Origin of the sequence: Calidifontibacter indicus (assembly GCF_003386865.1) — a bacterium.
Lineage (GTDB): Bacteria > Actinomycetota > Actinomycetes > Actinomycetales > Dermatophilaceae > Yimella > Yimella indica.
In genome coordinates this window covers 109,038-130,108 of record NZ_QTUA01000001.1, presented here as the reverse complement: position 1 = coordinate 130,108, position 21,071 = coordinate 109,038, and the positions used below count along the sequence as shown (strand labels likewise).

Genomic DNA, 21,071 nt, shown 5'->3' with positions numbered 1-21,071 from the left:
ATGACGCAAGGTCTGGTGGTCGACGACGTGACCGTGCGGTTCGGCGAGCAGGTCGCCGTCGACGCGGTCGATCTCGATCTCGCCGTCGGGCAGGTGTTGTCGGTGCTCGGCCCGTCGGGGTGCGGCAAGTCGACCCTGTTGCGGGTCATCGCGGGCCTGCAGACGGTGCAGTCGGGCACGGTGCGGTTCGCCGGCGCGGACGTCACCGCGGTGCCGACCCACAAGCGCGGGTTCGGCCTGATGTTCCAGGACGGCCAACTCTTCGACCACCTCGACGTGGCCGGCAACATCGCCTATCCGCTACGCCGGCAAGGAGTTTCGCGCGGCGACCGGGCGGCGCGGGTGGCCGAACTGCTCGATCTCGTCGGGCTCGGCGGCTATGCGAAGCGTCGGGTCAGCACGTTGTCCGGTGGCCAGCAGCAGCGCGTTGCGCTGGCGCGAGCCCTGGCGCCGCGTCCGCGGTTGTTGCTGCTCGACGAGCCGCTGTCGGCGCTCGACCGCGACCTGCGCGAGCGCCTCGCGGCCGATCTGCGGACGATTCTGGTGGCTACCGGCACCACCGCGCTGCTGGTCACGCACGACCACGACGAGGCGCTCACGGTCGCCGACCGCTTGGCGCTCATGGTGGCCGGCCGCATCGTCACCACCGGCCCGGCCGACAAGGTGTGGCACGCCCCGGTCGACCGCACCACCGCCCGCCTGCTGGGCTACCGCGACGAGGTCGACGCGGCGTCGTGGTCGGCGGCCGGCCTGCCACAGCTGGTGGGGGAAGGCTCGATCATGCTGCGCGACAACGCTTTCCGGGTCGATGCCGACGGGCCGCTCAGCGCGCAGGTGAAGGAGTCGGCAGTGCGCAGCAGCGGTGCTGCGTTGCGGGTGGACATGGAGGGCGTCGGCGTCGTGTCGGCCGTCGCCGACGACCCCGCAGGACTCGCCGTCGGGCAGCGGGTGCGGCTCGTGTTCAACCCGCACGCCTCGGCCCGGCTCCCCGTCGAGCAGAGCACCACGGCCGACCTCGGCGCATAGGATGGCCGCCGTGATCGTGCGATGAGGCCCCTGTTCGACATCCACTGCCACGGCGCGTTGGGCCACGAGTTCGGTGGCAGCGTCGAGGGCAATCGGATCGCGGCCGCCCACCACCGCGACGCGGGCACGACGACGATGTTGGCCAGCCTCGTCTCGGGGACCCCCGACATGATGGAACGCTCCGTGCGCTCGCTCGCACCGCTGGTGGCCGACGGCACCGTCGCCGGCATCCACCTGGAGGGCCCGTTCCTGTCGCACGAACGCCGCGGCGCCCACGACCCGGGCGTGCTGACCGACCCCGACCCGGCTCTGATCGACCGCCTCGTCGACGTCGCCGGCGCACCGGGAGTGTTGCGGCAGATGACTTTTGCGCCCGAACGTCCGGGTGCGCAGGTTCTGGTCGATGCCCTCGTCGCACACGACATCACCCCCGCGATCGGACACACCGATGCCGACGCCGCCACCGTGACCGCGACCATCGGCCACGTCGTGGAGCGCAGCGGCCGACCCGCACTGGTGACCCACCTGTTCAACGGAATGCCGCCGATGCACCACCGCGCCGGCGGCCCGGTCGCCGCGGCGCTCACGTCGGCGGCACGCGGTGAAGCGCTGGTCGAACTCATCGCCGACGGCGTGCACGTCCATGCCGAGGTGGTGCGGATGGTCTTCGAGACGGTCGGCCCGCAGGCCATCGTGCTGGTGTCGGACGCGATGTCGGCCACCGGTCTCGCCGATGGCCCCTACCGCATCGGCGAACTCGCGGTCGAGGTCATCGACAACGTCGCCCGGCTCACCGAGGGCGGCTCGATCGCCGGCAGCACCACCACGCTTTCCGGTTGCGTCGACTGGTGCATCGAGCAGGTCGGGCTCCCGGTCGACGACGTGTTCGAAGCGGCGAGCAGCACGCCGGCGCGAGCCGTGGGGGTCGACGCCGCCCCGTAGCCACAGTCGAGCGGGCCTTGTCGCACCACGCACGTACGATCGCGCCGTGGACTACGAGGAGATCGAGGCACTACGCGAGCGGCACGCCGCGTGGCGGTTGCTGCGAGCCGGCAACGCGAGCCTCGCGCTGTCGTTTCTCGGTGAATTCTTCGCCGACGGCAATCGTGGTGCCACCCCGGCCGGCGAGGTTGCCAGTGCGTTGGACGACCGCCTCTACGCCCTCAACGCCACCGTCGCCGCGGAGGGCGACGGCGTGCGTTTTCCCAAAGACCCGGTCTCCTACCTGGAAGACTGGTCCGCTCCCGCAGCTGGTTACCTGCGCCGCTTCTACCCGCCCGACGACGACGAGATCCATTACGAGGTGACGCCGGCGTTCGAGAAGGCCTACTCGTGGGTGACATCGCTGGGCCGCCGCGCATTCGTCGGCACCGAATCGCGTCTGCACACGGTCGTGGATCTCTTGCGGCAGATCGTGCACGGCACCGAGGCCGACCCGCAGGCGCGGCTCGCCGAGCTCCAGCGCCGCCGCGCCGAGATCGACGCCGAGATCGCCGATGTCGAAGCGGGACGGGTCGAGGTGCTCGACAGTGCTGGTGTGCGCGACCGGTACCAGCAGTTGGCCGCCACTGCGCGCGACCTGCTGGCCGACTTCCGCGAGGTCGAAGACAACTTCCGCCAGCTCGACCGGGCAGCTCGGGAGAAGATCGCGGCGTGGGACGGCTCCAAGGGCGAGTTGTTGGGGGAACTCATCGGCACCAGATCGCAGATCAGCGGTTCCGATCAGGGGCGCAGCTTTCAGGCGTTCTATGAGTTCCTGCTCTCTGCGCAGCGCCAGGAGGAACTCGGTGAGCTGCTGTCCAAGGTGTCCGCGCTCGACATTGCCGACGCCGACGCGCGCATCTCCGGCGTCCATCACGACTGGTCCGAAGCGGCCGAGCGCACCCAGCGCACGGTGCGGCGGCTCTCCGAGCAACTGCGCAGGTTTCTCGACGATCAGGTGTGGCTGGAGAACCGCAGGGTGCTCGACCTCGTCCGCTCGATCGAAGCGGCAGCCCTCGATGTGCGTGAGCGCCCGCCCGCGGTGGGCCTGGAGGTCACCGTGCCGGGCATCGACATCCTCCTGCCGTTCGAGCGCCCGTTGTACCAACCGCCCGTCGCCGTCGAGGTCGACTCTTCGGTCACCACCGCTACGGAAGATGTCGACCCGACCCTCTTGTTCGCGCAGACCTACGTCGACAGTGCGCGGCTGCTGGCCAACGTGCGTGACGAGATCCCGCCGCGTTCGTCGGCTCTGCTCGCCGATATCGTCGCGGCGCATCCGATCGAGCAAGGCATCGCCGAGATCGTCGGCTACCTGGCACTGCAGGATGATGAGGTGACGATCGAGATGGACCTTGCGCAGGAGACGACTCTTGTTTACCCCGACCCCGATGACTCGAGTGTCATGCGGCGAGTCCGGCTACCCCAGGTCACGGTGAGGCGTCGATGACCGACGAATACGACACCGGCGCCGCGATCATTCGGCTCATGCAAGGCGTTGTCTACAAGGAGTCCGACGAGTCGACCTGGCAGGCTCTCGGACGCTTCGGCCCCGCGGTGCGGGATCACTTCGCAACCATCGGCCTCGACGTGGTGATCGACGACAACGAGGGTTTCGCCTACCTCGTGTCGCGACCCGACCAGGAAGGCGAAGACCCGTTGCCGCGCCTGGTGCGTCGACGCGCACTGACCTACCAGGTCAGCCTGTTGCTGGTGCTGCTGCGCAAACGGCTCATCGAGTTCGAGACCAGCAGTTCCGACGCCCGACTGGTGCTGACCACCGACCAATTGGTCGACCTGCTGCGCGTGTTCGGCACCGAATCCACCAACGAGGCGCGGCTGGTCGACCAGGCCGAGACGACGATCCGCAAAGCCGCCGAGCTCGGATTCCTGCGGCCGTTACGCGGGCAGCGCGACCAATGGGAGGTGCGACGCATTCTCAAGGCGTACGTCGACGCGCAGACCATGTCCGATTTCGCCGGCAAGCTTCGCGAGTACGCAGGCAAACGTGACGACGATGAGTGACGCGCTCTTCTCCACGCTCGAACTCTCGTCGAGCGAGGGCGCCGGTTATCGCTTGCGCCAGCTCGAAGTACTCAACTGGGGCACCTTCGATCGACAGGTGTGGCGCCTGACACCCGGCGGCGAGACCTCCTTGCTGACCGGTGACATCGGCTCCGGCAAGTCGACGCTGGTCGACGGGCTGACCACGCTGCTCATGCCGGCGCATAAGGTGGCCTACAACAAGGCGGCCGGCGCCGAGTCGAAGGAACGCACGCTGCGTTCGTACGTCGAGGGCCATTACAAGTCGGAGCGGATCGAGAGCACCGGTCACACCCGGGCCAAGGGACTGCGCGAGGGCCGTCGCAGCTTTTCCGTGGTGTTGGCGGTCTTCACCAACGAGGGCTACGACGAGACTGTCACCCTGGCGCAGGTGTTTCAGCAGCGCGAGAGCAGTGGGCAGCCCTACCGCTTCTATGTGACCGCCACCAAGGCGCTGTCGATCGCTACCGATTTCACCGACTTCGGCTCTGACCTGCGCGATCTGCGCAAGCGCTTGCGGGCCGGCGGTGCGGACGTGTGGGACGACTTCCCCAAATACGCGACCGCCCTACGCCGGTTGCTCGGCATCCCGTCGGACCAGGCACTGGAGTTGTTCCACCAGACGGTGTCGATGAAGTCGGTCGGCAACCTCAACGACTTCGTGCGTGACCACATGCTCGAACCCAGCGACGCGAGCGCTCACCTGCGCGACATCATCGATCACTTCGGCGACCTGACCAAGGCCCATGACGCGGTGCGCCGCGCGCGGCTTCAGCTGGAAGCGCTCGAGCCGGTGGCCAATACGACTGCGCGGTACGACAAGACACAGGCTGATCGCGCCGAGCTGGAGCGTGAGCGCGATGCGGTGGGACTGTTCATGGCCCGACTGCGCTGCGACCTCCTCACTGTTGAGATCCAACGGCTCGATGCCGACGGTCAGCGGTTGTCGGGCGAACATGACGACGCGAAAGCCCAGCAGTCGAGCCTGGCTTCCGCACGCGAGGAATTGATCGAGGAACGTGCGCGGGCCGGAGGCGACCGGATCGGTGAGCTGGAGCGGCTCGCTCGAGAAGCGCGAGCCCAAGCAGAGACTCGACAGCGCTCCCGGGGGCAGTTCGACGGCGCCGTGGCCGAAGCGGGGCTCGACCCGATCAATTCGAGGGATGAATTTTCGCAGCTGACAACACTTCTGGCGCAGCGCCGACCAGAGTTGGCGACCCAGAAGCGTGAGCTCGATGCGGCCGTCGCCGACGCGATCAGCGCTGATCGGGAGATCACCGCACAGGCCGCCGCGGTGCGTGCCGAGCTCGACGACCTGCAGGGGCGCACCAGCAACCTGCCGACCGAGCAGTTCCAGCTGCGCGCTCAATTGTGCGCCGATCTCGGCCTCACCGAACACGACCTGCCCTACGCCGGGGAATTGCTCGACGTGCTCGAGGAGCACAGCGAGTGGCGCGGCGCCGCCGAACGAGTGCTGCGGGGCTTCGCACTTTCGCTGCTGGTGCCCACCGAGCACTACGACGACGTGACCCGTTGGGTCAACGGGCGCCGACTGACCTTCGCCGGACGCGGGAGACAGGCGCGGGGCGCACGGCTGGTGTACGAGCGGGTGCCAACCCGGCAGGTGCCGTTGCAGCGCCGCAGCGGCGAACAACTGTTGCTCGGTGATTGCCTGGAGATCCGGGAAGGGGCGTTCGAGGGCTACCTGCGTAACCAGTTGATCCGACGAGCTGATCACCTGTGTGCCTGGAGCCTGGAGGAGTTCCGCGCCGCCGATCGTGCGGTCACCCGGCAGGGGCAAGTGCGCTCGGGCGACCGGCATGAGAAAGACGACCGGCACCGGGTCGACGACCCGCGTCGATGGGTGCTCGGTTGGGCCAACGAGCGCAAGATTGCGGCGCTGCGCGGTGACCTGGAGCAGTTGGAGGGTCGTCACGTCGAGCTGGAAGCCGAGCTTGCAAGGCTGACGGCGCAGCGCGACGAGATCCAGGTGCGGCAGGAGGCCTTCTCGCGGCTTGGTTCCTTCGTGTCGTGGGCCGATCTGGACGTTGCCGAGGCGGTCGCGCGAGCCGAGGAGTTCGACGCCGAACGCGCGCGGCTGGAGTCGGGCTCCTCACGGTTGTCGGAGATCACCCGCGCGCTCACCCGCAACCAGGAGCAGGCGCAGGAGGTGAGCACGCAACTGGAGCAGCTGACCGGCCGGTTGGCTACGATCGCCAGCCAGAAGCAGCAGGCGCAGCAGGCGCTCGATGCCGCGGGCGCCTTCATTTCGGGCCACAGCGCCGACGTGATCGCCGCTGCCGAGGTGAGCTTTGCCTTGTTGGACAAGCGGATTGCGTCCGCCCGTCCGCGCACCGCGGCCGAGTGCGACACTGCCGAGCGACTGCTGGCCGAAGACCTGTACAAGCGGATCGACCGGCTGACCCGTGAACTCGGTGGGCTCGGTCAGAGCTTGGGCCAGTACATGAACGACGTGCTCGGCAGCTGGCCCGAGCTGAGAGCCGACCTCGACGCGAGCGTCGACGCGCGTGCCGATTTCGTCACATACCGCGACCAGGTCGCCACCGACGACCTGCCGCGCTTCGAGAACGACTTCAAGGATCAGCTCAACATGAAGGCGATCCAGGAACTTGCCGGATTCAACAACTGGCTGGGCCGTCAGGCTGACGACATCGACAAGCGCGTCAGCCGAATCAACGAAGCGCTCGGCGCGGTGCCCTACAACCCGGGGCGCTACATCCGGCTGGAGAAGGCTGCGACCGACAACCACGACGTTGCACTCTTCCGGGCCGATCTGCGCAACCTCACCAACGACAGCCTGTCGGTTGACGGCGACCAATACTCCGAGGAGCGGTTCCTGGAGGTGAAGCGGCTGATCGAACGCTTCCGCGGGCGAGACGGCCACACCGACTCCGACCGGGCATGGACCCGACGGGTCACCGACGTGCGCAACTGGTTCGTCTTCTCGGCGTCCGAGCGTGACAGTGACACCGACCAGGAGTGGGAGCACTACAGCGATTCCGACGGAAAGTCGGGTGGGCAGAAGGAGAAGCTCGCTTACACCATTCTCGCTGCGTCGCTGGCCTACCAATTCGGATTGTCCTGGGGCGCAGACAAATCCAAGGACTTCAGGTTCGCGGTCATCGATGAGGCATTCGGTCGCGGGTCCGACGTGTCCACCAGGTACGCGCTCGACCTGTTCGCCAAGCTCGGTCTTCAGCTGCTGATCGTCACGCCGCTGCAGAAGGTGCGAGTCATCGAGCCCTACGTCAAGGCGATCGGCTTCGTCGACAACCCGACCGGCACCAGTTCCCGCGTGCAGACGATGACGATCGAGGAATATCACCAGCGGCGCGACGGTCACCGGGCGTGAGCACCCCTTGGACCGAACCCGCGGACATCACGCGAAAGGTGCGCCGCTCGTGGGACAGCGGTGCACTCCTGCAGGCCTACGCCGAAGATCGGCCGTTCGTGCCGATCGAGGTGCCGATCCGCGGCCCCCGGCCCTCGCAGATCGGTGACGATCTGGGCGCCGTCCGCGACTGGGTGGGCCGGCTCGATGCCGGCCGACGCGACGACAGCCGCTACTGCCTCGATTGGGCCGACGTCGGTGGTCGCAGCATTGGCCGCAACCGGCTACCGAGCCGGGCGCGAGTGACCTCTTGGGATCAAGCCTGGGCGTTGCTCGGGGTCGCCGCCCAGGTGCGCCGGTACGACGCAGCGTTGCGCGAGGTCGAGGGCGCGGCGGCGGTGCGCGACTGGGTGGTGAACCATCCATTACGAACGCTGGAGATCGCGAGTGATCTGCGCGGCATTGTCGCTGCCTATGAATGGCTCGCGGCGCAGCGCGGTTCTGGGCGTTACCTGCGGGAGATCAGCGCACCCGGTGTTGACACGAAGTTCGCCGAACGGCACCGCGGCGTGCTCGCCCAGATCCTCGGGGTCGCAGGCACGTCGCTCGGCTTCCTGCGCGGTTTGGGCCTGGCGACAAAGCCGGAATTCGTGCGGTTGCGGCCGGCGTCGACGCTGGGGTTGCCGGCGCAGCTGACCGAGCTCGCGCTGCGCAGCGAGGAACTGGCGCGGCTGTCACTGGCTCCACGGCGCGCGATCGTGGTGGAGAACGAAATCAGCTATCTCAGCGTCGACGTGCCACCCGACGGGATCGTGTTGTGGGGCAAGGGTTTCGACGTCGATCTGGTTGGTCGCCTGCCATGGCTCGCCGAAGCTGACATCGACTACTGGGGTGACATCGACACGCACGGCTTCGCCATTCTGGATCGACTGCGTGCCTGGCTGCCGCAGACCCGGTCGGTGTTGATGGATCGCGAGACCTTGCTCCACCACCGTGACCGGTGGGTGAGTGAGGAGCGGCCGACCTCGGCGGCGCTGGCTCGGCTGACCCTGGCGGAGGGGCAGCTGTACGCCGCGCTGGTCAGCGACGATCTCGGCAACCGGGTGCGACTCGAGCAGGAACGGATCGACTGGCACTGGGTGGAACGTGCGCTGCGCGACCGGGGCTGACGAGTAGCAGAGCCTTCGACGGCACGGCCGCTGCTCGTCCGTGCCGTGCCAGCGCCCCCGGGCTTGAGCTAGGCGGGAAACTCCCGCACGGTCAGGGCCTGCTCGACCCGTCCGACCGGGCCGTCCTCGTCGTGGATCGTCGAGGACGTCAGCCCCAGGCCGGTCGGGCCGAAGGTGACGGCGGTGTCGAGGCCCACCCAGCCGCGGCGCGGGGCGCGCACGAGGTGCAGCGACAGTTCGACGTTCGGGTACATCAGCTTCTTCGGGTCGATGCGCACGGCAATGCCGTTGGCGGTGTCGCAGCGCGTCACCAGTTCGGCGAGCGCACCCACCTCTTCACCCTCGATCAAGGTCGGGTGGGTCTTGAGCCACACCTGACGCCGCCCGGGTCGGCCGCCCGGCAGCTCGCGCGTGATGAGCGAGGCGATGTAACCGCCCGGCCAGGTCAAGGTGGCGTCCTCGACGGCGCCGGCCTCCGGGCCGTTTATCGTCGGCAACTCGCTGCCGGCGTAGGCCGAGGTGTCGCTCATCGCGAGGCGCCACGCACGGGCACGGATGATCACCCGTGACTCGATCGTCAGCGTCGCCTCGAGCAGTTCGATGGTGCGACCAGGTCGAATCGTCGTCACCTCGACGTGCGAGGGCGCGAGCGGAATCATCCCGAAGATCTCCCAGGTGATGCGGGCGATCTGCAGGTCGTCGCGTGGTTCGTGCTGCTCGATCATGGCGGCCATGAGCGCGCTCGCCACCGCCATGTGCTGCTCGTGCTCCTGCCACGCGCCTTGGGTGTGCAGCGTGGGCTCGAAGGTGTTGGCGTCGATCCGCCGGTAGTACGCGTTGGTCACCCGGCTCAGGTTAGTGGTCGGCTTTAGTGGTGAGCGGACACTCGCGCTGCAACTCGACCTCCCGCGGGCGCAGACTCCCCGGAATTCCGGGGCAGTCCGCGGCGACCCGCGTCGACCTGCAGCGCGGGTGTCCGCCTGTCCGGTGAAGACAGCCGAACCCACCCGCGGGGCGAGGCTAGGGTGGCTGCCGATGAGTGCAGCGGCTGCCGGACGCGTCGGCAATCGATACGAGTTGCGCGCCCGGATCGCCGGTGGGGGGATGGGCGAAGTCTGGCGCGCCCACGACGAGGTGCTCGACCGGCCGGTTGCGGTGAAGATGCTGCACGCCGGGCTGGCCGGTGACCCCGGCTTCCTGGAGCGGTTCCGGGTCGAGGCCCGCAACGCGGCGAAGCTCTCCCACGGCAATATCGCGCAGGTGCACGACTACGGCGAAGACGCCGGGTCGGCCTACCTGGTGATGGAACTGGTCGAGGGCGAGCCGTTGTCGGCGCTCATCAAGCAGCGTGCACCGTTCTCGCCGGCCGATGCCGTCGCGCTGCTGGTGCAGGCCGCGGCCGCGCTCGAGGCCGCCCACCGCAAGGGCATCATCCACCGCGACGTGAAGCCCGCCAATGTCGTCGTCGACGCCGACGGGGTTGCCAAACTGACCGACTTCGGCATCGCCCGCGCCCTCGGCTCCGCTGGCATGACCCGCGCCGGCGAGGTGCTCGGCACCCCGCAGTACCTCCCGCCCGAAGCCGCCCTCGGCCACGAGATCGGGCCGTTCTCCGACGTCTATTCGCTGGCCGTCGTCGCGTTCGAGATGCTCAGCGGGCACTGGCCGTTCACCGCCGACACCGCGGTCGGTCTCGCGATGGCCCACGTCAGCCAGCCGCCTCCGCCGCTGCCCGCCGGGGTGCCCACGAGCATCGCCGACGTTGTGCACCGTGGACTGGCCAAGGAACCTGCAGACCGTTACCCGGGCGCGGCGCAGTTCGCCGACGCGTTGTCCGAAGCGCTTGAGCAGGTGCCCCCCGCGTTGGTCGACGAAGACATCTCCGAGGTGTCGACCACGGTGTTCCGACGCCCCGAGGTGCAGCCGGAGACCGGCGCCGAGCCGTCCGCCGAGGCAGATGCCGAGCACGGCGCCGAGCCCGCGGGCGAAGCAGCGTCCGGCCTCGAACCGAGCACCGAGCTCGACGCCGAACATGACGCCGACCCCGAAGTGCTCGCCGCGCGCACCACCACCGTCCACCCCGAGGCCCAGCACGGCCGGGCGCTGCTCGCGCCGGGCCAGAACTCCACCGTGCCTGGGCGGTTCGTCGAGGTCACCGTGTCGGTGGCCGCGGGAGTCGGCGAGCAACTCGACCCGGTGGCGTTCGAGCTCGACGCCCACGGACAGGCGCTGGGCGACAGTTCGTTCGTGTTCTTCAACAACCCGGTGTCCGGTTCGGGCGCGGTGTCGTTGTCGCAGAACGGGATCCGCATCGACCTCGACCAGCTCCCCGACGAGTGCGAGGCCGTGGTCGTTGCGCTCGCCGACGACCACCCGATCGGTGAGCAGCAGCTCGAGGCGAGGGTTGCGATTGGTGAGGTCGAACTCGCCCTCGACACACGGGTGCTCAGTGCCGAGCGGGCGGTGATCCTCGCCAGGATCTATCGCCGCGACGGCATGTGGAAGCTGCGCAACGTGATGGCCGGGTGGGCCGACGGGCTCGAACCCCTCGTCCGTGCGTTCGGCATCGACGTCGCCGACTGACAAACCACCGAAGACGCTGCACTTCCGGCAGACGCTGCTGTTGCAGCTGCAGCCTCTGCGAGGAAGTGCAGCGTTTGCGGAGGGGCGGCTCAGTTGAGGGCGGCCTCGACGTGCAGCCGGGTCGTCGGGAAGAGCGGCACGTCGGCGTCGTCCTTGGTGATCAGCAGTTCGAGCTCGGTCGAGCCGAGGATGATGCCCTCGGCGCCGGCGTCGACGAGGTCCTGCATCACCGAGCGGAAGTAGCGGCGCGACTTCTCGGTGACGATGCCGACGCACAACTCGTCGTAGATGATCCGGTTGACTTCGCCGACGGCGCTCTTGGCCGGGGTGTGCACAGTGAGGCCGTGGCCCTCGAGACGCGCGCGGTAGAAGTCCTCGTTCATCGTGAACGCGGTGCCGAGCAGGCCGATCTGCTTCATGCCGGAGTTCTGGGCCGCGCCGGCCGCCGTGTCGGCGATGTGCACCAGCGGCACCTCGATCGCCTCGGCGATTCGGTCGGCCACGACGTGCAACGGGTTGGAGCACAGCAGCACGACGTCGGCTCCGGCCTTGGCCAGTCGGTCGGCCTCGTCGGCGAGCCGGGCGCCGAGGGCGTCCCAGTCGCGGGAGTCCTGCAGCGCCTGGATCTCGGCGAAGTCGAGGCTGTTGACCAGCACCCGGGCCGAGTGCAGGCCACCCAGCCGGGAGTGGACGGTTTCGTTGGCGAGGCGGTAGTACTCGGCGGTCGACTCCCAGGAGAGGCCGCCGATCAGGCCCAGGGTTTTCGGGTCGCTCATGGGCCAAGCCAACCATCCGCGCGCGCCGAACGGTCGACCTTCTCACCATTGACCGTCCACGGTTCGGCGGTCGATCCTTGACCGGTGCGAGCCGCCACCCATAAACTTCCACTCTGCGTAATGAAAGTTCCGAATAATGGAACGCGCGAGCGGGGAGAGCCATGACGACACCATCGAGCTTCAACGCCCTGAGCGACGACCAGGTCGACGCCGCGTTGCGGGCCTGCCTGCCGGTCGACCGCTGGGTGGCCGAGGTGGCCGCCGGCCGCCCCTACGACTCGCGCAACGCCCTGCTGCACGCCGCCGAGGGCGCGGCCGCGCAGCTCGACGACGACGAACTCGCGGCGGCACTCGCCGGCCACCCGCGCATCGGCGAGCGGGCCACCAGCCCCGAACACCAGGCCGAGGCGTCGGCCAAGGAACAGACCGGCGTCGACCGCAGCGATGCCGCGGTGATGCACCGGCTGCAGGTCGGCAACCAGGCCTACGAAGACCGCTTCGACCGGGTCTTCCTGATCCGCGCGAAGGGCCGCACCGCCACCGAGATCCTCGCCGAGTTGGAGCGCCGGCTGGAGAACGACGACGAGACCGAACGCGAAGAGACCGTGACGCAGCTGCGCCAGATCGCACTGCTGCGTCTGGAGGAGGTTGCGCACTGATGGGCACGTTGAGCACCCACGTCCTGGACACCAGCCGCGGCAAGCCGGCCGAAGGCGTCCGCATCGTGTTGGAGACCCTGGCCGGCGAACGGATCGGTGCGGGAGTGACCAACGCCGACGGCCGTGTCGGCGAGATCGGCCCGGAGCGGCTGGAGGTCGGCGACTACCGCCTGACCTTCGGTGCGAAGGAGTACTACGACGCGCTCGGCACCGAGTCGTTCTATCCCGAGATCGCCGTGGCGTTCACGATCGGCGACGCCGAACAGCACTACCACGTGCCGATCCTGTTGAATCCCTTCGGTTTCAGCACCTACCGGGGTAGCTGACCGATGACCCGGGTGGTCATCGCACCGGACAAGTTCAAGGGCACGCTCACAGCCGCCGAGGTCGGCGCAGCGGTGGCTCGCGGGATGCGTTCGGCGATGCGCGACCTCGACATCGCGATCGTGCCGGTGGCCGACGGTGGCGACGGCACGATCGCCGCGGTCGAGAGCGCCGGTTTCACCCAGGTCGGCCTGCACGCCGGCGACCCGGTCGGCCGCACCATCGCCACCCGTTACGCCCGCCGCGGCGACGACGCCGTCATCGAGATGGCGGAGGTGTCGGGCCTGGCGATGCTCGGGCGCGACCTCGCGCCGATGGACGCGTCCAGCGCCGGTCTCGGTGAGGTCGTCGCCCACGCGCTCGACGCCGGGTGCCGCACCCTGGTCGTCGGCATCGGCGGCAGCGCCTCGACGGACGGCGGTGCCGGGCTCGCGCAGGCGCTCGGCGCCCGCATCCTCGACGCGTCCGGCGCCGATGTCGCCCCCGGCGGCGGTGGTCTCGCCGATGCGGCCACTCTCGATCTCACCGGGCTCCACCCCGGGCTGCGCGAGGCCACGGTGCTCGTGGCGTGCGACGTCGACAACCCGCTCACCGGTGCGCGCGGCGCGGCCGCGGTCTACGGACCGCAGAAGGGCGCCTCGCCCGACCAGGTCGCCGCGCTCGACGCCACCCTCGGCCGGTGGGCCGACCTCGTCGCGCGGACGACCGGCCGCGACCAACGCGAGGAGCCCGGTGCCGGCGCGGCCGGCGGGGTGGGCTTCGCGATGCTCGCGCTGCTCGGCGCGACCCTGCGTCCGGGCACCGACCTGCTCTTCGACATGGTCGGCCTCGCCGATGCCCTCGACGGCGCCGACCTGGTCGTCACCGGCGAAGGGGCGCTCGACGAGCAGACCCTGCACGGCAAGGCCCCGGCGGCCGTCGCGGCACTCGCCGCCGAGCGAGGGATCGCGGTGGTCGCCGTCTGCGGTGTCGACAAGCTCGACGACACCGGACACGCCGAGCTCGGTGTGCGCCAGTCCTATTCGCTCACCGATTTCGCCAGCGACCTCGACGACGCCATGACCAACGGCGCCGCCCTGCTCGAGACGATCGGTGCGCGCCTCGCCACGGACCAGCTGGCCGGTTGACCGCCGAGCCCAGCACGCCCGTCCGAGCGGCGCACACTGCCACCAGACCCGAACCGACAAGTGAAGGACCGACGATGAGCAACACCTACTACGTGCCGACCGGCGGACTGCCCGCTCAGACCGACCTCACCACCGATCGTGCGATGTTCACCGAGGCCTATGCGGTGCTTCCGCGCGGCACGATGCGCGACATCGTCACCAGCCTGCTGCCGTTCTGGGAGAAGACCCGGCTCTGGATCATCGCCCGGCCACTGTCCGGTTTCTCCGAGACCTTCTCGCAGTACATCGTCGAGGTGGCCCCCGGCGGCGGCTCCGACAAGCCCGAGCTCGACCCGTCGGCCGAGGGCGTGTTGTTCGTCGTCGGCGGTGAACTCCAGCTCGATCTTACGGGGGGCAAGCACGACCTGCGTGCCGGCAGCTACGTCTTTCTGCCGCCGCAGGCCCAGTGGACGCTGCACAACACCAGCGCCGCGAACGCGTCGTTCCACTGGATCCGCAAGGCCTACCAGCGGGTCGAGGGCATCGACGTGCCCGAGGCCTTCGTGACCCACGAGGACGACGTGCCGGGCGGCGAAATGCCTGGCACCGAAGGGCGTTGGACCACCCAGCGGTTCGCCGACCCGACCGACGTGCGGCACGACATGCACGTCAACATCGTCAACTTCGAGCCCGGCGGCGTGATCCCCTTCCCGGAGACCCACGTCATGGAGCACGGCCTCTACGTGCTCGAGGGCAAGGCCGTCTACCTGCTCAACAAGGACTGGATCGAGGTGCAGGAGGGCGACTTCATGTGGCTGCGCGCGTTCTGCCCGCAGGCCTGTTACGCCGGCGGCCCCGGCCGCTTCCGCTACCTGCTCTACAAGGACGTCAACCGGCACGCGCCGCTGAGTCGGCAACTCCTCTGAGATAGCAACTTCCACATCACGAAATCGTAATTCCTACTGGCGAAACCTTCCCCTGTGAAGATCCAGCCCGTAGGCTGGCCGGACGGCCCCGTTCGCATGGATAACCGGCGCGCCGTCACGACCGCAACCATGCTCCGGGGATGTCCGGGAGAAGAGCAAACGGACGGCAACGACCGTCGGCGGTGGGAGGCAGAAAGATGACTGCACAACGAAGTTCCGGTGACCCCGGGATGACCCTCAACGGCCAACCCAGTTCGCTGGCCGGGATCGACCCGTCGACCAACGCGCTCGACTTCATCCGCGACCGCGGCTTCACCGGTGCGAAGGAAGGCTGCGCCGAGGGCGAGTGCGGCGCCTGCTCGATCATGGTGCTGCGCCCGGACGGCGAAGGACGCTCGCGCTGGACCGCGATCAACGCCTGCCTCATCCCGGCGCTCACCCTCGACGGGCAGGAGGTCGTCACCGCCGAGGGCATCGGCACGCCCACCGACCTGCACCCCGTGCAGCGTGAGATGGCGGTGCGTGGCGGCTCCCAGTGCGGTTACTGCACACCGGGATTCATCTGCTCGATGGCCGCCGAGTACTACCGCCCCGACCGCGCCGCGGGTGGTCACGACTGCGCCGAGCACGGCGCGAACGGGTTCGACCTGCACTCGTTGTCGGGCAACCTGTGCCGCTGCACCGGTTACCGCCCGATCCGCGACGCGGCGTACGCGTTGGGCGACGCCGACCCGTCCGACGAGCGCGTCACCCGGCTCGCTACGGCCGCGCCGGCCGGGGCCGCGACCCAGGTCGAGCACGAGTTCGGACGCTTCGTGCGGCCGACGACCCTTGCCGAGGCGATCGAGATCCTGCAGCGCGAACCCGACGCGATGATCGTCGCCGGGTCCACCGACTGGGGCGTCGACGTCAACATCAAGGGCGCGCGCGCCGGCCTCGTCGTCGCCATCGACCGACTCGCCGAGATGCGCGGTCTGGAGTTCACCGACGAGTTCGTCGAGATCGGTGCCGCGCTCACGCTCAGCGAGGTCGAGCGGCTGCTCGACGGACGCGTGCCGCTCCTGGCCCAGTTGTTCCCGCAGTTCGCATCGCGACTGATCCGCAACGGCGGCACGATCGGTGGCAACCTCGGCACCGGCTCGCCGATCGGCGACACCCCGCCGGCGCTGCTCGCGCTGGAGGCCGTGCTGGTGCTCACCGGCCCGGCGGGCGACCGCGAGGTGCCGCTGGCCGATTACTTCACCGGTTACCGGCAGACCGTCCGGGCGAAGGACGAACTCATCCGGGCGATCCGGATTCCGTTGCCGCTCAGTGGTCTGACCGCGTTCCACAAGATCGCCAAACGCCGCTTCGACGACATCAGCAGCGTGGCCGTCGGCCTCGCGCTCGAGATCGAGGGCGGCGTCGAGGGCGGCATTGTGCGCAAGGCCCGCATCGGCCTCGGCGGTGTCGCCGCCACGCCGATACGGGCCACCGCCACCGAGCAGGCGCTCGTGGGCAAACCCTGGACCGCGCAGACCGCCGCCGAGGCCGCAGAGGTGCTCGGTCGGGAGGGCACACCGATGGACGACCACCGCGCCAGCGCCGACTACCGCGCGGCCACCTTGCGCACCGCACTGCCCAAACTGTTCGCCGAGACCACGCAGGAGGTGGCGTCGTGAGCGTCCTTTCCCAGCGCCCCGCCAATGCGATCGTCGGGCAGGAGATGCCGCACGAGGCGGCCAACCTGCACGTCACCGGCGCCGCCCTCTACACCGACGACCTCGTCGGCCGCACCGCCGGCACGCTGCACGCCTACCCGGTGCGCGCCGAGGTGGCCCACGGCATGGTGACCAAGCTCGACGTGACCCCGGCGTACGACGTGCCGGGTGTGGTGCGGGTGCTCACCGGTGACGACGTCCCGGGTGTCAACGACGCCGGGGTCAAGCACGACGAGCCGCTGTTCCCGACCGAGGTGATGTTCTACGGGCACGCCGTCGCGTGGGTGCTCGCCGAAGACCTCGAAGCCGCCCGCAAGGGTGCCGCCGCGGTGGTGCTCGAGGTCGACCCGCTGCCGGCACTGATCACCGTGACCGAGGCGATCGAGGCCGAGAGCTTCCAGGGCGCGCGTCCGACCTTGGAGCGCGGCGATCTCGACGCGGGTTTCGAGCAGGCCGACCACGTCTTCGAGGGCGTCTTCGAGTTCGCCGGCCAGGAGCACTTCTACCTGGAGACCCACTGCTCGTTCGCGCTGGTCGACGAGAACGGTCAGGTGTTCGTGCAGTGCAGCACCCAGCACCCGACCGAGACCCAGGACATCGTGTCGCACGTGCTCGGTGTCCACGCGCACGAGGTGACCGTGCAGTGCCTGCGGATGGGTGGCGGCTTCGGCGGCAAGGAGATGCAGCCGCACGGTTTCGCCGCGATCGCGGCGATCGGTGCGAAGCTGACCGGCCGCCCGGTTCGCCTGCGGCTCAACCGAAACCAAGACATCACGATGTCGGGCAAGCGGCACGGCTTCCACGCGAGTTGGAAGGTCGGCTTCACCGCCGAGGGCAAGATCGTCGCGCTCGACGCCACGCTGACCGCCGACGGCGGCTGGAGCCTCGACTTGTCCGAGCCGGTGCTCGCCCGCGCGCTGTGCCACGTCGACAACGCCTACTGGGTGCCCAACATCAAGGTCGCCGGTCGCATCGCGAAGAGCAACAAGACCTCACAGACCGCGTTCCGTGGGTTCGGCGGACCCCAGGGCATGCTCGTGATGGAGGACATCCTCGGCCGGGTGGCGCCGAAGCTCGGCATCCCCGCCCACGAACTGCGGCGCAAGAACTTCTACACCGCCGGCCAGACCACGCCGTACGGCCAGGAGGTGCGCCACCCCGAGCGCATCGCGTCGTGCTGGAACCAGGTGTGGCGCGACGGCCAACTCGACCGCCGGATGGCCGAGGTGGAGGATTTCAACGCGGCCCACCCCTACCGCAAGCGCGGGCTGGCGATCACGCCGGTGAAGTTCGGCATCTCGTTCAACTTCGTGTCGTTCAACCAGGCCGGTGCGCTGGTGCACATCTACAAGGACGGCTCGGTGCTGATCAACCACGGCGGCGCCGAGATGGGCCAGGGCCTGCACACCAAGATGCTGCAGGTCGCCGCCACCACGCTGGGCGTGCCGCTCGACCGCGTCCGGCTGGCGCCGACGCGCACCGACAAGGTGCCGAACACCTCTGCAACTGCTGCGAGTTCGGGTGCCGATCTCAACGGCGGTGCCGTCAAGGACGCGTGCGAGCAGATCCTCGCCCGGTTGGAGAAGGTGAAGGCCGACGCCACCGAGGAGCTCGGCTGGGACGACCTGGTCAGGAAGGCCTACCTCGACCGCGTGCAGCTGTGGGCGGCGGGTTACTACCGCACCGAGGGGCTGTCATGGGACGCCTCGATCGTGCAGGGCAACCCGTTCAAATACTTCGCCTTCGGCGCGGCCGCGACCGAGGTCGAGGTCGACGGCTTCACCGGCGCCTACGCCACCCGCCGGGTCGACATCGTGCACGACGTCGGCGACTCGCTCTCGCCGCTGATCGACATCGGCCAGATCGAGGGCGGGTTCGTGCAGGGTGCCGGCTGGCTCACGCTGGAAGACCTGCGGTGGGACACCAGCGATCGCCCCTCGCGCGGGCGCCTGGCCACCCAGGCCGCCTCGACCTACAAGCTGCCGAGCTTCTCGGAGATGCCCGCGCAGTTCAACGTGCAACTGCTGCAGGACGCCCACGAGGACGGCGCCGTCTACGGTTCCAAAGCCGTCGGTGAACCGCCGCTGATGCTGGCGTTCTCGGTGCGCGAAGCGCTGCGTCAGGCGGCGGCGGCGTTCGGTCCGGAGGGCACCAGCGTCGACCTCGCCGGCCCGGCCACCCCTGAAGCCGTGTTCTGGGCCGTCGAGGCGGCCCGCGCGAACGCGGGCTGAGGAGCGTGCGTCATGCACTGGTCGGAACAGGTGCACCGGCTGCGTCGTGAGCGCGTCGGGTGCGTGCTCGTCACCGTCGTCAGTGTGCGCGGGCACGCGCCCCGCGCGGCCGGCGCGAAGATGATCGTCACCGCCGACACGACGTACGGCACGGTCGGCGGCGGCAACCTCGAGGAGACCGCGATCGCCCGCGGTAGGCAGATGCTCGAGGGTGGCATCGGCGAGGTCGAGCAGTTGACGATGTCGCTGTCGGAGCACGCCGACAACGCCCACGGTGTGCAGTGCTGCGGCGGCGAGGTGGTGCTGCTGTTGGAGCCACAACTGCCGGTGCCCGCCGTCGCGATCTTCGGCATGGGCCACGTCGGCCGCGAGCTCGCCCACATCCTCGGCCGGCACGACATCGACCTCTACCTGGCCGATTCGCGTGCCGCACAAATCGATTCGCTGCCCGAGGACTTGGGGGAGACGGTCGCCCAGGTCACCGTCCGTCGGGTGCCGGTGCCCGAACTGATGCTCGGCGAGGTGCCCGCGGGCACACACGTGGTGATCATGAGCCACGACCACGCCGAGGACGCCGCGCTCTGCGACGCGGCGCTTCGCTGCTCGCACCTCGGCACCATCGGCCTCATCGGGTCGAACGCCAAGTGGCGCCGCTTCGAGAAAACCCTTGCTGCCGAAGGGCATTCGCCGGAGTCGATCGCCCGCATCCAATGCCCCGTCGGCTTCCCGGAGATCACCTCGAAGGAACCGGCCGCCATCGCCGTCGGCATCGCTGCGGCCCTGTTGCAGGCGTTCGCCCGCGACCGCCTGGCCGAAAGGACCTCCCGATGACGATCTACCGCGCCACGGTGCTCGACACCCCGCAGAGTCCGTTCGACGGCGCCCGGCTGCGCACCGGCACCGACATCGGGTTGCGGGTCGTGGAGGGCGTCATCACTCGCCGCGACAGCTACGCCGCGATCGCCCGGGAGTACCCCGACGAGCAGGTCATCGACCTCACCGACGGCATCCTGTTGCCCGGCTTCGTCGACACCCACGTGCACTTCCCGCAGTTGCGGGTGATCGGCGCGCTCGGCATGCCGTTGCTCGACTGGCTCGACCGCGCGGCGCTGCCGGAGGAACTGCGGATGGCCGACGACGACCAGGCCGCGGCGGTCGCCGGTGGCTTCCTGCGCGGCCTGCGCGAGGCCGGCACCACGACGGCGCTCGTCTTCGGGTCGCACTTCGCCTCCGCGATGGACGTCTTCTTCACCCACGCTCGCGCCAGCCGCATCCGCATCATCAGCGGACTCGTCGTCTCCGACCGCATCCTGCCCGACGGGCTGCTCACCACCCCCGAGCGCGCCTACGAGCAATCGGTCGAGCTCGCCAAGCGCTGGCACGGCGTCGGCCGGTTGCACTACGCGGTCACACCACGCTTCTCGCTCTCGGCCGGCGAGGAGATGCTCGCCGCCTGCGGCAAGGTGATGCAGGACGTCCCCGGGCTCTACTTCACCTCGCACGTCAACGAGAACAAGCGCGAGGTGGAGGAGGTCGAGGAGCTCTTCGGCGGCCTCGACTACACCTCGACGTACGACGCGCACGGGCTGCTCGGCCCGCGCTCGGTGCTCGCCCACGACGTGCACCCCAAGGACGCCGAGCTCGCGCTCATGGCCTCGCGCGGCTCGTCGGTGGCGCACTGCCCGACGAGCAACTCCGCACTCGGCAGCGGACTCTTCCCGCTCAAGCGGCACGTCGAACACGGCGTCTCGGTCGCGCTCGGCAGCGACGTCGGTGCGGGCACCGGCTACTGCCTGCTCAAGGAGGGGCTGCAGGCCTACTTCATGCAGCAGTTGCTCGGCGACGAGGGCTTGCCGCTGACCGCGGCCCACCTGCTCTACCTGGCCACCCGCGCCGGTGCGCTGTCGCTCGACCTCGGCGACCGAGTGGGCGACCTGTCGGTCGGGCGCGAGTTCGACGCGGTGTGGATCCGTCCGGCCCACGGCGACCCGCTCGACATGGGCATCGAGCACGCGAAGGACTCCGACGACGTGCTCGCCAAGATCTTCGCGCTCGGCACCACCGACGACGTGGCCGGAGTGTGGGTCGGCGGCGAGCATCTCTCGCAGACGTCCGTCGGGTGAGTCTGTCGGCTGCGTGGATCGGCTGCGAGGCTGTGGGCTGCTTGGATCGTCGGCCGCATGAAAGGAAATCGC

At 69.2% G+C, this 21,071-nt stretch carries 17 protein-coding genes; 15 read left to right on the top strand and 2 right to left on the bottom strand.

Annotation, left to right across the window (positions count from 1 at the left end):
• From DFJ65_RS00580 to DFJ65_RS00555, 6 genes are read left to right on the top strand one after another with little or no spacing between them, the layout of a single operon-like run.
• Positions 1 to 1,026, top strand: a complete 1,026-nt coding sequence (locus DFJ65_RS00580; RefSeq protein WP_115921330.1) for an ABC transporter ATP-binding protein — start codon at positions 1 to 3, stop codon at positions 1,024 to 1,026.
• 21 nt (positions 1,027 to 1,047) lie between these two features.
• Positions 1,048 to 1,968, top strand: coding sequence for an N-acetylglucosamine-6-phosphate deacetylase (locus DFJ65_RS00575; RefSeq protein WP_115921329.1), 921 nt, complete (start codon positions 1,048 to 1,050; stop codon positions 1,966 to 1,968).
• 46 nt (positions 1,969 to 2,014) lie between these two features.
• Entirely contained in the window at positions 2,015 to 3,457 is a 1,443-nt protein-coding gene (locus tag DFJ65_RS00570; RefSeq protein ID WP_115921328.1) for a DUF3375 domain-containing protein, read from the top strand.
• The gene (locus tag DFJ65_RS00565) at positions 3,454 to 4,032 is read left to right on the top strand and encodes a DUF4194 domain-containing protein (protein ID WP_115921327.1); all 579 of its coding nucleotides are present in this window, start codon (positions 3,454 to 3,456) and stop codon (positions 4,030 to 4,032) included. The genes DFJ65_RS00570 and DFJ65_RS00565 overlap by 4 nt, the downstream gene beginning before the upstream one ends.
• On the top strand, positions 4,025 to 7,423 hold the full coding sequence (locus DFJ65_RS00560) for an ATP-binding protein (RefSeq protein WP_115924022.1): 3,399 nt from the start codon (positions 4,025 to 4,027) through the stop codon (positions 7,421 to 7,423). The genes DFJ65_RS00565 and DFJ65_RS00560 overlap by 8 nt, the downstream gene beginning before the upstream one ends.
• Positions 7,420 to 8,571, top strand: a complete 1,152-nt coding sequence (locus DFJ65_RS00555) for a Wadjet anti-phage system protein JetD domain-containing protein (RefSeq protein ID WP_115921326.1) — start codon at positions 7,420 to 7,422, stop codon at positions 8,569 to 8,571. Before DFJ65_RS00560 ends, DFJ65_RS00555 begins: the two co-directional genes overlap by 4 nt.
• A gap of 68 nt (positions 8,572 to 8,639) precedes the next feature.
• On the opposite strand, the gene DFJ65_RS00550 is transcribed toward DFJ65_RS00555, so the two are convergent.
• The gene (locus DFJ65_RS00550; protein WP_245949899.1) at positions 8,640 to 9,416 is read right to left on the bottom strand and encodes a thioesterase family protein; all 777 of its coding nucleotides are present in this window, start codon (positions 9,414 to 9,416) and stop codon (positions 8,640 to 8,642) included.
• A 190-nt stretch (positions 9,417 to 9,606) separates the two neighbouring features.
• Here DFJ65_RS00550 and DFJ65_RS00545 point away from each other — a divergent pair, with 190 nt between their 5' ends.
• A complete protein-coding gene (locus DFJ65_RS00545; RefSeq protein WP_115921325.1) occupies positions 9,607 to 11,154 on the top strand; it encodes a protein kinase domain-containing protein in 1,548 nt (515 codons plus the stop codon).
• Between the two features lie 89 nt (positions 11,155 to 11,243).
• Here DFJ65_RS00545 and DFJ65_RS00540 read toward each other — a convergent pair whose 3' ends face one another.
• Positions 11,244 to 11,930, bottom strand: a complete 687-nt coding sequence (locus DFJ65_RS00540) for an aspartate/glutamate racemase family protein (protein ID WP_115921324.1) — start codon at positions 11,928 to 11,930, stop codon at positions 11,244 to 11,246.
• Between the two features lie 161 nt (positions 11,931 to 12,091).
• On the opposite strand from DFJ65_RS00540, the gene uraD reads away from it, so the two are divergent.
• The 8 genes from uraD to guaD all read left to right on the top strand — a co-directional run bounded on the left by uraD (position 12,092) and on the right by guaD (position 20,999).
• Positions 12,092 to 12,589, top strand: coding sequence for a 2-oxo-4-hydroxy-4-carboxy-5-ureidoimidazoline decarboxylase (gene uraD / locus DFJ65_RS00535; RefSeq protein WP_115921323.1), 498 nt, complete (start codon positions 12,092 to 12,094; stop codon positions 12,587 to 12,589).
• Positions 12,589 to 12,915 carry a hydroxyisourate hydrolase gene (uraH, locus tag DFJ65_RS00530; protein ID WP_115921322.1) on the top strand — a complete coding sequence of 109 codons (327 nt, stop codon included), beginning with the start codon at positions 12,589 to 12,591 and terminating at the stop codon, positions 12,913 to 12,915. The genes uraD and uraH overlap by 1 nt, the downstream gene beginning before the upstream one ends.
• 3 nt (positions 12,916 to 12,918) lie before the next feature.
• Entirely contained in the window at positions 12,919 to 14,040 is a 1,122-nt protein-coding gene (locus DFJ65_RS00525) for a glycerate kinase (RefSeq protein ID WP_115921321.1), read from the top strand.
• A 74-nt stretch (positions 14,041 to 14,114) separates the two neighbouring features.
• Positions 14,115 to 14,945: a bifunctional allantoicase/(S)-ureidoglycine aminohydrolase gene (locus DFJ65_RS00520; protein ID WP_115921320.1), complete on the top strand. Its 831-nt coding sequence runs from the start codon at positions 14,115 to 14,117 to the stop codon at positions 14,943 to 14,945.
• A gap of 197 nt (positions 14,946 to 15,142) precedes the next feature.
• Positions 15,143 to 16,606, top strand: coding sequence for a xanthine dehydrogenase small subunit (locus DFJ65_RS00515; RefSeq protein ID WP_211308322.1), 1,464 nt, complete (start codon positions 15,143 to 15,145; stop codon positions 16,604 to 16,606).
• Positions 16,603 to 18,876: a xanthine dehydrogenase molybdopterin binding subunit gene (gene xdhB / locus DFJ65_RS00510; protein WP_115921318.1), complete on the top strand. Its 2,274-nt coding sequence runs from the start codon at positions 16,603 to 16,605 to the stop codon at positions 18,874 to 18,876. The genes DFJ65_RS00515 and xdhB overlap by 4 nt, the downstream gene beginning before the upstream one ends.
• 12 nt (positions 18,877 to 18,888) lie before the next feature.
• Complete coding sequence (gene xdhC, locus DFJ65_RS00505) at positions 18,889 to 19,707, top strand: xanthine dehydrogenase accessory protein XdhC (protein WP_115921317.1); 819 nt, start codon at positions 18,889 to 18,891, stop codon at positions 19,705 to 19,707.
• On the top strand, positions 19,704 to 20,999 hold the full coding sequence (guaD, locus tag DFJ65_RS00500; RefSeq protein WP_115921316.1) for a guanine deaminase: 1,296 nt from the start codon (positions 19,704 to 19,706) through the stop codon (positions 20,997 to 20,999). Before xdhC ends, guaD begins: the two co-directional genes overlap by 4 nt.
• The last annotated feature ends 72 nt before the right edge of the window (positions 21,000 to 21,071 follow it).